Origin of the sequence: Nonomuraea sp. N2-4H (assembly GCF_045291505.1) — a bacterium.
Taxonomy (GTDB): domain Bacteria; phylum Actinomycetota; class Actinomycetes; order Streptosporangiales; family Streptosporangiaceae; genus Nonomuraea; species Nonomuraea fastidiosa.
In genome coordinates this window covers 2,745,192-2,759,038 of record NZ_CP147987.1, presented here as the reverse complement: position 1 = coordinate 2,759,038, position 13,847 = coordinate 2,745,192, and the positions used below count along the sequence as shown (strand labels likewise).

Here is a 13,847-nt window from a genome sequence, read left to right as displayed (position 1 = left end):
ACGTCACAGCGGCCGCGCTGCACGGCGCACGCCGCACGTTATGGCGATCGTCGTCCGGCGAGCTCCGGCGCATCCACGCCGGCCCGCTCGCCGGGCGCCATCATGCTCATGCCTCGAGGACGGTGACGGAGAAGGGGCGGTGCGCCTCTTCCTCGACGTGGTGCAGGATGCGTGTCAGGCCGCCGAGGTGGACGTACAGGCGTTCGGCCTCCGGCCAGGGGTGGACGAGGGTGAGCAGGCCACCGGGGCGGACGAGTTCGATGAGCCGGGCGGAGGCGAGCCGCAGGCGGTCGCCGCGGCCGAGGTAGTAGAGCGTCTCGGCGCAGAAGACGAGGTCGAAGGAGTCGGCGGGGCGGTAGGAGATCAGGTCGGCGCGGATGAACGTCGGCCGTTTGCGGGCGGGGCGGGCGCGGGCGCGGTTGAGCGCACGCTCGGAGACGTCCACTCCGGTGACCTCCGCGTCGGGGTACCGCGTGGCCAGCATGTGTGTGAAGACGCCTTCGCTGCAGCCCACGTCGAGGATGCGGCGATAAGGGCGATGAGGGACCAGGCGTAACGTCGTGGCGTACTTGTGCTGCTCGTAGTCGTCGGTCAGGAGATGCCAGGGATCGGGCGAGCGGTGCCACCAGTCGAAGTAGCGCCGTAACAGCACCGCCTGCGCCCCGGGCGGGAGCAGCGACACCGTCTTGAAGAGCGCGCGATGCAGCAGATCGGGCAAGGGCTGCCGGTCAGCCTCAGGCGGGCGCGGAAGCATGCTCTCACGCTAAGTTCCGCCGCTCGGGCCGTCATGGGCCTCAGGTCGGAGCCGTGCGCTCGTACTCAAGACGGAGGGCGGAAGCACTGTAGTGGGTATCAAGTTACAAGATTTGATATCTGTAACTTCGGCGGCTAGCCTGGCGGCGTGGAGCTGAAGCACTGATGGCCGCCCGCACTCCGCTGGACGCGGACGCGATCCTGGCGGCCACCGAGGAGATCCTGCGCCGCCACGGGCCGGACAAGGCGACGGTCGTGGACGTCGCCCGTGCGCTCGGGGTCAGCCATGCCGCCGTCTACAAGCACTTCCCGTCGAAGCAGGCGCTGCGCGAGGCGGTGACCCGGCGCTGGCTCGACCGCAACCGCGACACGCTCGCCGTCATCGCGGCCGACCGTACGCTCCGGCCGCCTCAGCGGCTGCGCAGGTGGCTGCATGCGGTCCTGTCGCTGAAGCAGGCCAAGATCCGTGAGGATCCCGAGCTGTTCGCCGCGTACGGTCATCTCGCCGCCGCGCACAGCGCCGTCGCCACCGGGCATGTCGCCGACCTGTTGGGGCAGCTGACGGCCATCGTCGCCGACGGCGTCGATGACGGGAGCTTCCGCGCCGGTGACGCGGAGGCCGCCGCCCGCGCGGTCTTCCACGCCACGGCCAAGTTCCACCACCTCGCCCATGCCGCCGAGTGGCCGGACCCGGGCATCGAGACCCAGCTCGACGAGGTGTGCGGCCTGATACTCGAAGGTCTGCAGGCACCTCGACGGGGCGACAGCAATCACTAAGGAGCATCGTGGTTCACGCAATCGGAGTGACAGAACCGGGCGGGCCGGACGCGCTCGTCGAGCTCGACCTGGAGCCGGAGCCGCTCGGCCCCGGCCAGGTGCGGATCCGGGTCACCAGCGCCGCGGTGAACCCGACCGACACCCTGGTCAGGTCACGTCCGCGGCAGGGCGAGGCGGACGGCGTACGGGTGCCGGGCATGGACGTCGCCGGCACGATCAGCGAGATCGGCCCGGACGTCGACCGCCCGTTCCAGATCGGGGACGCCGTCATGGCCATCGTGGTGCCGTCGGGCGAGCACGGCGGCTACCGTTCCGACCTGGTCGTGCCGGCGCGGTCGGTGGCGAAGATCCCTGCCGGGCTGCCGGACGCCAAGGCCGCCACCGTTCCGATGAACGGCCTCACCGCGCAGCTCGCGCTGGACACGCTGGCGCTCCCGGCCGGTGCGACGGTGGCCGTCACGGGCGCCGCGGGGACGCTCGGCGGGTACTTCGTGCAGCTCGCCAAGCTGGCCGGGCTGGTCGTCGTGGCCGACGCCGCCCCGCAGGACGAGGAGTTCGTACGTTCGTGCGGCGCCGACGTGGTGCTGCCGCGCGGTGACGGGTTCGTGGCGGAGGTCCGCCGCCTCTACCCTCACGGCGTGGACGGGCTGCTGGACGCCGCCGTGCTGGACGCCGCCGCGCTCCCGGCCGTCAAGGACGGCGGGACGCTGGTCACCGTACGCGGCTGGCAGGGCGACGGGACCGACCGGGTGCGGGTCGCTCCCATCTTCGTCCGCGGCTACGCCGAAGAGGCGGAGAAGCTGGACCGGCTCGCCGAGCTGGCCGGCGACGGGCGGCTCACCCTGCGCGTGGCCGGGCAGCCGCCCGCCGCCGAGGCCGCCGACGCGCACCGCTCGCTCGAAAAGCACGGCGTCCGCGGGCGTTTCGTCCTGCGGTTCGCCTGACCGTTCCGCCGCCCTCGGCCTGCCGGGTCACGGTTCCAGGCCGAGGGCGGCCAGGCGGGCGGGGTCGGAGGCGTTCGCCGACCCGGCGGCCGGGATCGCGTTCGGCTACACCCGCCGCCGGTTCGGGTTCGCCTGGCACTACCCCGGGCACCGGCGGCCGGCCGAGGCCGTTTCCGCTGCGGTCGCGTGAAGGGGTCGCGTGGTGAACGTTCGCCTCGCTCTGGCGGTGATCGCCGCCGCACGGCTGCTGATCGGCCGCCATGGCGGCGCGCGGGCACGGCACGATCATCATCACCGGCGGCATGCCCGAGCCCAAGCCGCAGTACGTGAGCCTGTCGCTGGGCAAGGCGGGCGTCCGTACCCTGGTCACGCTGATCGACCAGGCGTACGGCGCCTCCGGCGTGCACCCGGCGAGCGTCACCGTGGACGGCCCGGTCGCCCCCGGCACCGCCTTCGACCCCGACGACATCGCCGAGCACTATTGGACCCTGCACGCGCAGCCCCGCGACCGGTGGACGCACGAGATCCTGCACTCGGGCGCCCCGCGCTGATCGCGTACTTAGGCGGGACGGTCGCTGATCGCCCACGCCGGGCGGAACGGGCCGCTGATTGCGGACGCGAGGCGCAGCGGGTAGATCTGATCGCCTTCGTCGTCTCTGCGGGAGGAGCGCGTCAACCGCGATGTCGCCTTACTACCACGTCTGCTTCGCCGTTCCCGATCTGCGGGCGGCGATGCGGGACCTGTCCAGCGCGGCCGGGGTCGCCTGGCGCGAGCCGCGCGACGGCCGTATCGGGGAGTGGGACTACCGCATCGTCTTCTCCGCCGAGGGGCCCGCGTTCATCGAGCTCATCGAGGCCGCGCCCGGAGGGCCGTGGGGCGACACGAGCACGCCGCGCTTCCACCATCTCGGGTTCTGGACGTCCGACGTGGCCGCGGGCGCCGAGCGGCTGGCCGCCTCCGGCTTTCCCGAGACGTTCTCCGGCTGCCCGTACGGGCGTCTGTTCGCCTACCACCGCCTCGACTCCATCGGGGCGGACGTCGAGCTCGTCGATCAGCGGCAGCAGGCGTCGTTCCTGGAGACGTGGCAGCCGGGCGGGCCGCCGATGCCGGTCATCGACGAGGAGCGGGCGTAACGCACGCGGATCTCCGAGCGCTAGCCAAGGCGGGGGCCACTCGCGGCGCGCGGCGGGTCGCTCGATCCGGTGAGACGGAACAACGGAACGGAGGCACGACCGCATGGCGATTCCACCGATCAAGAGCGTCACCTTCGGTGTCGAAGTCAGCGACCTCGACGCATCGGCGAAGTGGGACGAAGCCCTGCTCGGAACCGCGCCGATGTCCCCTGACGAGGGCATCCTGGAGTTCAGGCTCGCGCAGGGAACGCACCTGATGCTGTCCGCGGGCGAGCCGGGCCGGGGCACGGACGTCGCCCAGGGCGACTGACGTGCGCGCCCCGTTGACCGCACCGGTGAGGCCGTAGTGTCCGCCGTCATCGAAGCCACCCACCTGGTACGCGTGCTCGGCCAGGTCACGGCCGTGCCGGGGTCACGCTCGGCATCGCCGTGGCCCGGCGGCGGTAGGCGCCCGGGGCGAGGCCGAAGTGGCGCTTGAAGGCGTTGGCGAAGGCGAACTCCGAGGAGTAGCCGACGCGAGCGGCCACGGAGTCCAGGGAGGCGGCGGGGTCGAGGACGAGGAGCCGGGCGGCCGTGGTCATGCGCCACCAGGTCAGGTACGTCAGCGGCGGCTGGCCGATGAGCGCGCCGAAGCGGCGGGACAGGGTGGCTCTGGACACCCTCGCCCGGTCGGCCAGTTCCTGGACGGTCCAGGGGTGGGCGGGGTCGTCGTGCATGGCGTTGAGCGCCGCCCTGATGTCGGGTGCGGCGAGGGCTGCGGCCCAGCCGGTGTCGGGCTCGCCGCCGGGGTGCTCTTCGAACCAGATGCGCAGGACGTACAGCAGAAGCATGTCGAGCGCCACGGGCAGGAGCGCGGCGGCGCCGAGGCGGCGGCTGCCGGTCTCCGCGCCGAGCACCTCCACGGCCGCGCGCAGGCCCGCGTGGTGTCCGGGGCGGGCCGGGATGTGGATGACGCCCGGCAGCTCGCGCAGGAGCGGGTGGGTCCACTCGGGGCTGAGCCGGTAGCCGCCGCACAAGGTGACGGTGGTGGATCCGGTGGCGTGTGCGGTCGTGGACGGGCTGTCGGCCAGGGTGTAGCCGTCGCCGTGCGGGGAGAAGACGACGTCGCCGGGTGCCAGGTGGGCGGGCTCGTCGGCCTTGTCGATCAGCCAGCAGGTGCCCTGGAGCACCACCAGGAAGCCGGCCGTGCCCGGCAGGTCGGGGAAGGTGCGCCGCCAGGGCGCCCGCCACTCGACCCGTTCGGTGGCGGGCGTGCCCACCCGTACGGCGGAGATCACGTCGCTGAGGATGTCCATCTCGTTCACCCCGCGCTTTGATACGTTCGCGTATAAAAGTGCCACAGCTGAGCATTCATTGTCTCACCGTACGCTCGTAGCCTCGGACGCATGGCACGTACGACAGAGACCGCCGCCCGGCGGTGGGTGGCCGAGCACGCCCGCGCGCTGACGACCACCGACCCGGCGGACGCGCTCACCGACCTCCACCCGCTTCGCGAGCTGCTGGCCGATGCGGAGATCGTCGGGATAGGCGAGCAGACCCGCGCGGCGCACGAGGTGATGACGCAGGCGCACCGGGTGCTGCGGCTGCTGGTCGAGGACCTGGGGTTCCGCGTCCTCGCGATCCAGGACGACGAGGTGGCGGTCGAGCGGGTGAACGCCTATGTCCTCGGCGGTGACGAAGACGTCCGTACGGCGATGTCCGAGCTGTGGGCCCCGTGGCGGACCGCGGAGCTGCGCGCCGTCGTCGAGTGGGCGCGGGCGTTCAACCGGCGGCATCGGTCCGACCCGCTGCGGATCGTGGGGCTGGACGCTCCGTCCGCCCGGCCCGCGGACTACCAGGCCGTGATCGAGCATGTGGCCCGCGTACGTCCCGAGCTGGTCCCCGAGCTGCGCCGCCACTACGACGTGATCGTCACCGCACACGAGGTGCCCGAGCACGTGCAGCACGCGCGGGGCGTCCATCCTGGACGTCCCTTCGTCGAGCACGCGCGCGACGCCCTCGACCTGGTGGCCGCGCTGCCCGACCCAGGCGTGGCGCTGGAGAAGGCGAAGCTGATCGTGGACGCGCACGCCGGCAGCTTCGCCGGCGGCGGCTTCGACTACGCCGAGACGAGGCGCCGCTCGGTCGCCGTGCTGACCTCGCTGCTGCGCGACGACGGCGTGAAGATCGCCTACTGGGAGGGCATGTCGTTCACCGCGAACGCGCCCCGCGTCATCCCCGCCGCCCTGCTCGGCCCGTTCCAGAGCGTCGGCAACGAGCTGCGCGAACGGCTGGGCGAGCGCTATGTCTCCTTGCTGATCGCGTTCGCGCGCGGCGATGTGAGCGGCCTGCATCCGGGCCAGGTCGTTCCCGATCCGATGCCCGGGTCGGCCGACGCCGTGCTCGCCGCAGGGCCTGATCGCTATCTGCTCGACCTGCGTTCGCCTCGGCCCGAGCCGGTGAACGACTGGCTGGGCGGGCCGCACAAGCTCCGCATCATCAGCGGGATCTACAAGGCGGAAGCCGATCCCGAGCACTACCTGACGGCCGGGCGGCTCGACGAATGGTTCGACGCCGTGCTGCAGGTAGGCACCGTCACCCCGACCACCCTCTTGTGAGGAGAGAACGATATGCGTACGACCGTGGCCGTCATCGGCGGCGGATACGGCGGCATCACCGTCGCCAAGGAGCTCGACGGCGTCACCGACGTGGTGCTCGTCGAGCCTCGGGACACCTTCGTCCACAACGTCGCCGCGCTGCGCGGCCTCACCGATCCGGGCTGGACGGACCGGATGTTCCTCCCCTACGACCGGCTGCTCGAGCGCGGCACGATCATCAGGGACCGGGCCGTGCGGGTGGACGAGACGTCCGTCTGGCTGCGATCGGGCGAGCGGATCGAGGCCGGCTACATCGTGCTGGCGACGGGCTCGTCCTACCCGTTCCCCGCCAAGGTGGACGTCGAGGACAGCGCCGCCGCCAAGGAGAGGTACCACGCGACCCGCGAGGCGCTCGCGAGGGCCGGCCGCGTCCTGCTGCTGGGCGCCGGTCCTGTCGGGCTCGAACTGGCCGGGGAGATCCTGGCGGCCTGGCCCGACAAGTCGATCACCCTCCTCGACCCGGGGTCCGAGATCGTCTCCGGCGGGTATTCCGCCGAGTTCAGGGCGGAGCTGCGCCGCCAGCTCGACGCGCTGGGCATCCGGGTCGTCCTCGGGGCGCGCCTGCGCGAGCAGCCCCCGTCGGAAGCCGGTGAGTACGCGACGTTCACCGCCACCCTCGACTCCGGCGAACGGCTCACCGCCGACATCTGGTTCCGCTGCTTCGGCGGCGTCCCCGACACCGGCTACCTGGCCGGGAGCCTGGTTTCCGCGCGGCGGCCGGACGGGCGGCTCGCGGTCACCGACGAGCTGCGGCTGCCCGGCCAGTCGCGGGTGTTCGCGCTCGGCGACGTCACCGCGATCCCCGAGGCCAAGCAGGCGAGCGCGGCGACCCGGCACGCGTCGGTGATCGCGGCCAACATCCGCGCGCTGCTCCAGGGTGATGACGAGCTGACCGCCTACCGGCCCGGCCTGCCGGGGATCGTGCTCCCGCTCGGCCCGGACGGCGGCGCGACGTACGCACCCGACTGGGAGGACTACGTGGACGCCGCCACGCAGGAGCACATCAGGCAGCATGCGAAGGAGCGCGGTGACGGGCTGCTCGAGCTGGGCATCCTCGACGCGGAGCTCACGTCCCAGCTCAAGGGGCGGCACCTGAACGTCGAGGAGTACGCGCAGATCCTGAACGCGGAACCGGCAGGGGCCTGAGAGGGGGCGTTGACGGCGAGGCCAGCCCCGGCGGCCGCCTCGCCGGAAGTCGATCGTTGACGGCGAGGCCGGCCTGGGTGCCCGCCTCGCCGTCATTTCCGCAGTTCGGCCAGGATTGTGGCGGTTTCGTCGGGGTGGGATTTGGTGAGGTGCCGGCACGCGTGCTCGATGGTCCAGGCTCCGGCGGGGGTGGTGTCCGTCCAGCCGGAGAGCGTGACCAGCACCAGCTCGGGGTGCTTTTTGTTCCTGCCAGCCCCGCAGCGCGCAGTGCCAGTCGAGCCCCTTGGCCAGCGCCTCCTGCACCCGCCAGTCGCCGTCGTCGGCGCAGGTCGTGGTCATGACATCCAGCGCCGTCCGCTCCCCCACCGCCACCGCACCCAGCAGCATGGCGACGCCCATGCGAACCTCACGCTCACCATCGGGCTCCCACAACGCCACGAGCGCGTCCAACAAATCACCCGGCCGCCCCTGCCACTCCCGCCAGAGCCGTTCCGTCCTGCGCCGCAACTCGGGCACCGACGCCCCGCTCAGCGCGGCGCGCAGCTCGTCCACCGTGCCGGTCGTCACGCCGCCTACGTTACGAGCCCGGGCGGTTCGAGCGCGGTCGGATGACACCCCTTCTGTGCTTGATCGGTTTTCTCGGGATCGAAGCGGCCACGTGCCCCGAGGGCTGGGGGTTTAGCGGGCTGCAACCGAGGGGTGAGTTGACCGTGCCAGCCTGGGGCGGAATCGGAACGTGCGAATCGGTGGGATGATCTTGGCCGTGGAGCCGCGTGGTCAGCAAGCCGCCCGGTCTCCTCGCGGACGATGATCGGGGTGAAACACGTGATCAAAGGAACCGAGTCTGTCAGCCGGGCGCCTTCGCTGGAGGAGCGGCTGGAGGAATGGTCGTTGCGGACCGGGGTCAAGGTGGAGGTGTGGGCCCTGCCCGGCCGGGCCCTCCCTGGCCGGGTCGACGGTCTCGTTCACGGCGTGGTCGGCGACGTACTGGAGGAGGTGGAGAGGCAGGGGCGCGCTCGTACGGTCTGCGTCGCTCTCACCGTGGGGTCCAGCGGGTTACGGCTGACGATGAGCGACGACGGGCACGGCATGGCGGCCGAGCCGTACGAGGCGCGCCGGGCCGAGGTCGCGCGGCTGGGCGGCGGGCTGACCGTGAACGCCGTACGGGGTGAGGGGACCACGGTGAGCCTCGCCGTCCCCGCCCGAGCGCTCGGCTAAGACCAGCCCGCCGACCGGGGCTTGTCAGCGCGTGGGATCGTGCTTCTCGCGCCAGAGCTCCGTGCCGTCCTTGTCGTAACCGGCGATCGTGAAGCCCTCGGCGTACAGGTCGTCGGTACGCTCCTGCGTCCCTGCGAACATCCGGAAGCCGCCGAGCTTCCACGGGTCCGGCCTGGTGGCGGCGCTCACCGAGGTGCCGTCCTGGAAGATCAGTGCAACGCGGGCGGTCTGGTCGCCGGTGATGCCGAACCAGCGCTTGTCGTACTCGCGCAGCTCCACGTTCATGCGGTTGCCGCCCATGTCGAGCAGCGTCTGCACGTCGGCCAGGCGGTGCAGGCCCACGGCCTGCCCGTCCAGCTTCCAGATCAGCGTCCTGTCGGGCGTCTGGTAAAGGCCGGCGTCGAGCTTGGCGGGCATCTTCACCGTGTCGCCGACGGGCTTGGCCGTCGCCTCGGGGACCGTCAGCGGGCGCGGCGCGATCCGTTTGATCGTCTTGCCGTCGCGGCCGGCGAACTCGATCGCCGTCACCGGTTTGCCCGCGGGCACGGTCACGGTCCAGACGGCCTGCGGGGCGCCCTGCGGAGTCGTGAGCGTGCCGGTGACGCGCCCGCCTTGCTTCAGTACGGCCGTGACCCGGGTGACCTCGGTCCCCGCGCTGCCGTAGTGCAGGACCTTGCCCGTGGCGGGGAGCGGGAACGTCCGGGTGTCGCCCTGCTCTGTGGCCTGCTCGCCGTCCACCGGCTTGTCGCCGCAGGAGCTCGAGCTAGCTCCCGTCCTCGCCAGTTGCTGGTGGCAGAGGACGGTGTCGCCGCTCGTCGTCCTGGCGTACCAGAACGAGATGGGCCGCCTCTCGGAGGGGTTCTCGATCGTCAGGCGCTCGCCGATGGGGCCGGCTCGCCGGGCGGGGCCGGGGTGGATGTGACGACGACGGCGACGTAGCCGGGATCGCCGCTGCCGCCCGCGATCAGCATCGTGACGGGCGTGGCGAGGGCGACGACGCAGACGCCGGCCAGCAGCGCGTTCTTGCGCATCCTGCGCCGCCGCGACCTGGCCACCACCTCGGCCGAGAACCTCGGCGGTGCCTGCGGCGCGCGGGTGGCGGCGCGTCCCAGCGTGGCTCGCAGGCGGGACTCCAGGGGGTCGGTCATGCGGGGCTCCCGTTGATCTCTGAAGTGCTGGGCAGCATGGAACGGAGCTTGGCCAGGCCGAGCGAGGCGTGGCTGCGTACGGTGCCGCGCGAGATGCCGAGCACGGCGGCGATGTCGGCGTCGGACAGGTCCTCGTAGTAGCGCAGCACCAGCACGGCCCGCTGCTTGCGGGGCAGCGTGGCGAGCGCTTCCCACAGGCCCTCGTCGCTGTCGGATGGCGGCGAGTCGAAGCCCGCGATCTCGGGCAGCGCCCAGTCGGGCCGCTCGCGCCTGCGTAACCGCCAGGTGCTGATGTGCAGCCGCACCATGATCATCTTCACGTAGCTCTCGGGGGCATGTTTGCGCCGGACCCGGGGCCACGCCTGATGCAGCCGGATCAGCGCCTCCTGCGTGAGGTCGGCCGCGTCGTGCGGGTCGCCGCTGATCAGGTAGCCGTAGCGCAGCAGGGCGTCGGCTCGTTCCGCCACGAAGTCCTCGAAGCGGGGCTCGTCATCCAATGACTTCTGCCTTTCCTCGTACCGTCACGGGATAGACGGCCGGGAAGTCCGAACTGTTGAACCATGACGTCCCCGGCGGATACTCGCGTGATGGACGACCTCACCGCACGGACCGCCGCGACGTACGACCGTATCGCCGCCACCCATGCCTTGCGCTCGGAGCATCCGGACGCCGCGTTCCGCGCTTTCCGCGCCCGCTTCACCGCCCCGCTGCCCGCCGGAGCGCGCGTCGCCGACCTGGGCTGTGGTCGGCCGCTGCGCTCGTGCACGTGCCGGTCGCCGAGGCCGTCCCCACGTTGCGCGCCCGGCATGCGGCGCTGCGGCCGGGTGGCGTGCTCGCGGTCCGCCGCGACAGCTAGAGGCTGCTTCTTGGATCTGCCGGCGAGGCGGTCACGATGGGCCGGAAGGCGTAGCCGATGCGGCGGGGCGCAGGTGACGTTTCCGCGCCCGTGTCCGGCACCAGTGCAGGTGCTGAACGGTCTATTTCGAGCTGGGCACGTCGTGACCGCGGTGCGGTCGACCGCCGATCACTGTTCCGATTCCTGCTCGGGATCGCGCCGGGCCCGACTCGTTTCCTTACGACCGACGAATGACAGGACGAGGAAAACCAGACCGATCAACGGCCCAATATAGAGAAGAAAGGCTGTGATGGGATTGTAGTAGAAATCCACTGGTTCCGGCCCCGCCTGCTGGGAGGCGACCAACCAGAGCACGACGCAGATCGCGAATCCGATGCGCGCCTGTCTGCGCGTCATGACATCTCCCGATTACTTGTCGGTTGCATAAATGTCGGCGGGGCGACCAGGGCGGATCAACACCGCAGGGGCCGAGCGCCCGACTCGAATCGACCGGCGGCAATGCGAGGCCCGCAAAACCATCCGCATGCCTTTCCTGCAGAATGTTTTTGTGTACTCGGGATCGTACACCCGCCGTTCGGGACCGGTCCCGAACGGTGAGCCCGCCGCCCTCAGCCCTCGTGGGCCGCCGGGTCGGCGACCGTGATCTCTCCCTCCGGCTCCCCGGCCGGTTCCCGCGCCAGTTCCTGGGCCGCGCTCACGATCGCCTCACGCGTGCGCAGTGTCCGCGGATCGTGAGACCGCCGGACGGAGGCACGCGCTCGGCCCGGCCTGCCGCCAGCGGCCATGGCCCCTCCCGACGCCACTTCTTGAACGCTGCACAACAAGTCGGATAGTTTCGGGATCCCTGGAGAGGAGCCCCTTGACCACTCCCGCGACCACCTCCGCGCCGTCGCTGAGCCTGCGCCCGCTCGCCGGCCTTCACGTGGAGATCGCAGAGCCGATCGACGCCGGCCGGATCCGCGCCGGACAGCGGCTGATCATTCCCATCACGGGCGGCACCGTCACCGGCAGGATCAGCGGCCACGTCGTACCCGGAGGAGCCGATTGGGCGATCGCCCGCGACGATGGCACGACGCTCGTCAGCGCCACCTACGCCCTGCGGACCGACGACGGCGTCATCCTGACCGTATCCAATCAGGGCAGCCTACGCGGCGACGATGACGCCACGCTCGGCATCACCGCCTGCCGGATCGAAGCCCCTCAGGGTGCCTACTTCTGGCTCAACGACGTCCCCATCGTCGGCTCGCTCGTGCCCTTCCGCGCAGACGGCACCATGGGCGTGGATCTTGCCTTCTACACCGTCGAGGCCGCCGCGCCGCCCCTGCCCCCTCAGTGAGCCCTCATCGCTTGACTGAGCCGGGACCGTGAGCCCGCTGCACACCCGGACTGCCGCTCACTAGCGGGGGACGGCCCGGGACAGTACGCAGGCCGCCGGAACCGTCGCGCCGGCAGGTGAGCAAGAAGCCACTGCGGCCCAAGCAGATCGACGCCGCGGGCGACGCGATCGCCTCCTCGGCCCCGGACACGGGCCTGCGGCCGCCCGGCGCGGCGGCGATGGCGGCGCTGGCCGCCGGTCGGGGCGTGCCCGTGACCGTGGGTGATCTGCTCCGCCCGCCGCCGGCAGCCGGGTCGTGGACGGGTTGTGGTCGGCGGCTGCGCTCGTGCACGTGCCGGTCGCCGAGACCGTCCCCACGTTGCGCGCCTGGCATGCGGCGCTGCGGCCGGGCGGCCTGCTCGGGCTGAGCGCCGCGACCGGCGACGGTGAGGGGTGGGAGCCGGTCGCGGGCGACGGTCACCTGCGCTGGTTCGCACACCGCGAGCCGCAAGCGTTGCTCGCCGCCCTGGCCGAGGCGGGTTTCGAGGTACGCGAGCACGCCGAGAACGCCGTCTCCCGCTCCTGGTGCAACGTGCTCGCGGCCCGCCCTGCGCCCGTCCCGTGATGACGCTCCCCATTGACGGAACCGCCGGTTTCGTCAATGCTTGTCGAAACTGACGGTTCCCGAAAGGTGGACGACATCATGGACCTGCACTTGCGAGGCAAGCGCGCCCTCATCACCGGCGCGTCGCGCGGCATCGGCGCGGCCATCACCGAGGTGCTCGCCGAGGAGGGCTGCCACCTCGACCTGGCCGCCCGCAGCGGCCCCGACCTGGAGAAGCTGGCCGCCCGGTTAACGGACGAGCACGGGGTGGACGCCCGCGTCCACGTCGTGGACCTGCGGCGCGGCGACGACCTCGACCGGTTCGCCACCACGGTCGAGGTACCGGACATCCTCATCAACAACGCCGGCGACATCCCCGGCGGCCCCCTGCACGCGGTGGACGAGCAGGCGTGGCGGCACGGCTGGGAGCTGAAGGTGTACGGCTACATCAACCTCACCCGCCACCTGTACGCGAGGATGAAGGAGCGCGGCCACGGCGTGATCATCAACAACATCGGCGCGTCCGGCGAAGGCTACGACGCCAACTACATCGCCGGTAGTACCGGCAACGCCGCGCTGATGACGTTCACGAAGGCCCTGGGCGGGCGCAGTCTCGCCGACGGGATCCGCGTCGTCGGCGTCAACCCGGGCCCGGTCGCGACCGAACGCATCCAGACCCTGATGAAGGCCCAGGCCCGCGCCCGCTTCGGCGACGAGTCGCGGCACACGGAGCTGACCGCCATGTTCCCGCTCGGCCGCGCCGCCCTCCCCCGCGAGGTCGCCGACCTGGTCGCGTTCCTCGCCTCCGACCGCTCCGCCTACACCACCGGTGCGATCTTCACCATCGACGGCGGTGTATCCGCCGCCGGGCTGTGAGCGCCTTCCTCTGGGCGGTCCAGGGCGCGCTGGCGGCGATCTTCCTGACGTCCGCGCTGCTGAAGGTCCTGCAGGCTCCCGACGCCCTGCCCGAGGCGCTGAGCGGTTACTCGATGACGTCGGTCCTGCTGATCGCGCTCGCGGAGGCGGCCGGCGCGGCGGGTGTGGTGCTGCCGGCCGCCACGGGCGTCGCGTCGGCGCTCACCCCGCTGGCCGCCGCCGGCCTCGCGGTGATCATGGTGCTGGCGATGCGGCTGCATCTCCGGCGGCGCGAGTACCTGTCCGTGGCGGTCAACGTGGTGCTGTTCGCGGCCGCGGCGTGCGTGGCCGTGATCGGCTTCGGCGTCTACGCCGTGCAGACGTGACGGGGGTACGCCGCGGGGTGTAGAGAGCGCGGCGGAGGGCGCGCCCCGGAGCCGATGTCCCACCCCCTGACCCGG

19 protein-coding genes are annotated in these 13,847 nt (G+C 71.7%); 12 read left to right on the top strand and 7 right to left on the bottom strand.

Going from position 1 to position 13,847, the window contains the following annotated elements; genetic code table 11:
* Positions 1-106: 106 nt before the first annotated feature.
* On the bottom strand, positions 107-718 hold the full coding sequence (locus WBK31_RS12440) for a class I SAM-dependent methyltransferase (RefSeq protein ID WP_364069270.1): 612 nt from the start codon (positions 716-718) through the stop codon (positions 107-109).
* Positions 719-918: 200 nt separating this feature from the next.
* On the opposite strand from WBK31_RS12440, the gene WBK31_RS12435 reads away from it, so the two are divergent.
* The 5 genes from WBK31_RS12435 to WBK31_RS12415 all read left to right on the top strand — a co-directional run bounded on the left by WBK31_RS12435 (position 919) and on the right by WBK31_RS12415 (position 3,918).
* On the top strand, positions 919-1,530 hold the full coding sequence (locus WBK31_RS12435; protein WP_406674858.1) for a TetR family transcriptional regulator: 612 nt from the start codon (positions 919-921) through the stop codon (positions 1,528-1,530).
* A gap of 8 nt (positions 1,531-1,538) precedes the next feature.
* On the top strand, positions 1,539-2,474 hold the full coding sequence (locus WBK31_RS12430) for an NADP-dependent oxidoreductase (RefSeq protein WP_406674857.1): 936 nt from the start codon (positions 1,539-1,541) through the stop codon (positions 2,472-2,474).
* A 260-nt stretch (positions 2,475-2,734) separates the two neighbouring features.
* On the top strand, positions 2,735-3,025 hold the full coding sequence (locus tag WBK31_RS12425; protein WP_364069264.1) for a hypothetical protein: 291 nt from the start codon (positions 2,735-2,737) through the stop codon (positions 3,023-3,025).
* A 130-nt stretch (positions 3,026-3,155) separates the two neighbouring features.
* Positions 3,156-3,608, top strand: coding sequence for a VOC family protein (locus tag WBK31_RS12420; protein WP_364069262.1), 453 nt, complete (start codon positions 3,156-3,158; stop codon positions 3,606-3,608).
* Positions 3,609-3,711: 103 nt separating this feature from the next.
* Entirely contained in the window at positions 3,712-3,918 is a 207-nt protein-coding gene (locus WBK31_RS12415; protein ID WP_364069260.1) for a hypothetical protein, read from the top strand.
* Between the two features lie 85 nt (positions 3,919-4,003).
* Here WBK31_RS12415 and WBK31_RS12410 read toward each other — a convergent pair whose 3' ends face one another.
* Complete coding sequence (locus WBK31_RS12410; RefSeq protein ID WP_378789583.1) at positions 4,004-4,903, bottom strand: AraC family transcriptional regulator; 900 nt, start codon at positions 4,901-4,903, stop codon at positions 4,004-4,006.
* Positions 4,904-4,993: 90 nt separating this feature from the next.
* On the opposite strand from WBK31_RS12410, the gene WBK31_RS12405 reads away from it, so the two are divergent.
* Together WBK31_RS12405 and WBK31_RS12400 are read left to right on the top strand one after the other, a co-directional pair.
* Complete coding sequence (locus tag WBK31_RS12405; RefSeq protein WP_406674856.1) at positions 4,994-6,205, top strand: erythromycin esterase family protein; 1,212 nt, start codon at positions 4,994-4,996, stop codon at positions 6,203-6,205.
* A gap of 12 nt (positions 6,206-6,217) precedes the next feature.
* Entirely contained in the window at positions 6,218-7,390 is a 1,173-nt protein-coding gene (locus WBK31_RS12400) for an NAD(P)/FAD-dependent oxidoreductase (RefSeq protein ID WP_406674855.1), read from the top strand.
* A 92-nt stretch (positions 7,391-7,482) separates the two neighbouring features.
* Here the strand turns inward: WBK31_RS12400 and WBK31_RS12395 are convergent, their stop codons facing one another.
* Positions 7,483-7,614 carry a hypothetical protein gene (locus WBK31_RS12395; RefSeq protein WP_406674854.1) on the bottom strand — a complete coding sequence of 44 codons (132 nt, stop codon included), beginning with the start codon at positions 7,612-7,614 and terminating at the stop codon, positions 7,483-7,485.
* 601 nt (positions 7,615-8,215) lie between these two features.
* Here WBK31_RS12395 and WBK31_RS12390 point away from each other — a divergent pair.
* On the top strand, positions 8,216-8,608 hold the full coding sequence (locus WBK31_RS12390; protein WP_406674853.1) for a hypothetical protein: 393 nt from the start codon (positions 8,216-8,218) through the stop codon (positions 8,606-8,608).
* A gap of 24 nt (positions 8,609-8,632) precedes the next feature.
* On the opposite strand, the gene WBK31_RS12385 is transcribed toward WBK31_RS12390, so the two are convergent.
* The 4 genes from WBK31_RS12385 to WBK31_RS12370 form a co-directional block, all read right to left on the bottom strand.
* Complete coding sequence (locus tag WBK31_RS12385) at positions 8,633-9,346, bottom strand: hypothetical protein (protein ID WP_406674852.1); 714 nt, start codon at positions 9,344-9,346, stop codon at positions 8,633-8,635.
* A 131-nt stretch (positions 9,347-9,477) separates the two neighbouring features.
* A complete protein-coding gene (locus WBK31_RS12380) occupies positions 9,478-9,756 on the bottom strand; it encodes a hypothetical protein (protein WP_406674851.1) in 279 nt (92 codons plus the stop codon).
* On the bottom strand, positions 9,753-10,253 hold the full coding sequence (locus WBK31_RS12375) for a SigE family RNA polymerase sigma factor (protein WP_406674850.1): 501 nt from the start codon (positions 10,251-10,253) through the stop codon (positions 9,753-9,755). The genes WBK31_RS12380 and WBK31_RS12375 overlap by 4 nt, the downstream gene beginning before the upstream one ends.
* Before the next feature lie 527 nt (positions 10,254-10,780).
* Complete coding sequence (locus tag WBK31_RS12370; RefSeq protein WP_406674849.1) at positions 10,781-11,008, bottom strand: hypothetical protein; 228 nt, start codon at positions 11,006-11,008, stop codon at positions 10,781-10,783.
* 463 nt (positions 11,009-11,471) lie between these two features.
* Between WBK31_RS12370 and WBK31_RS12365 the strand changes: the two genes are divergently transcribed.
* The 4 genes from WBK31_RS12365 (at position 11,472) to WBK31_RS12350 (ending at position 13,772) form a co-directional block, all read left to right on the top strand.
* Positions 11,472-11,948: a DUF3237 domain-containing protein gene (locus tag WBK31_RS12365; protein ID WP_406674848.1), complete on the top strand. Its 477-nt coding sequence runs from the start codon at positions 11,472-11,474 to the stop codon at positions 11,946-11,948.
* Positions 11,949-12,243: 295 nt separating this feature from the next.
* Positions 12,244-12,552: a hypothetical protein gene (locus WBK31_RS12360; RefSeq protein ID WP_406674847.1), complete on the top strand. Its 309-nt coding sequence runs from the start codon at positions 12,244-12,246 to the stop codon at positions 12,550-12,552.
* Between the two features lie 78 nt (positions 12,553-12,630).
* Positions 12,631-13,407: an SDR family oxidoreductase gene (locus WBK31_RS12355; protein WP_406674846.1), complete on the top strand. Its 777-nt coding sequence runs from the start codon at positions 12,631-12,633 to the stop codon at positions 13,405-13,407.
* Positions 13,404-13,772: a DoxX family protein gene (locus tag WBK31_RS12350; RefSeq protein ID WP_406674845.1), complete on the top strand. Its 369-nt coding sequence runs from the start codon at positions 13,404-13,406 to the stop codon at positions 13,770-13,772. The genes WBK31_RS12355 and WBK31_RS12350 overlap by 4 nt, the downstream gene beginning before the upstream one ends.
* Positions 13,773-13,847 lie beyond the last annotated feature (75 nt).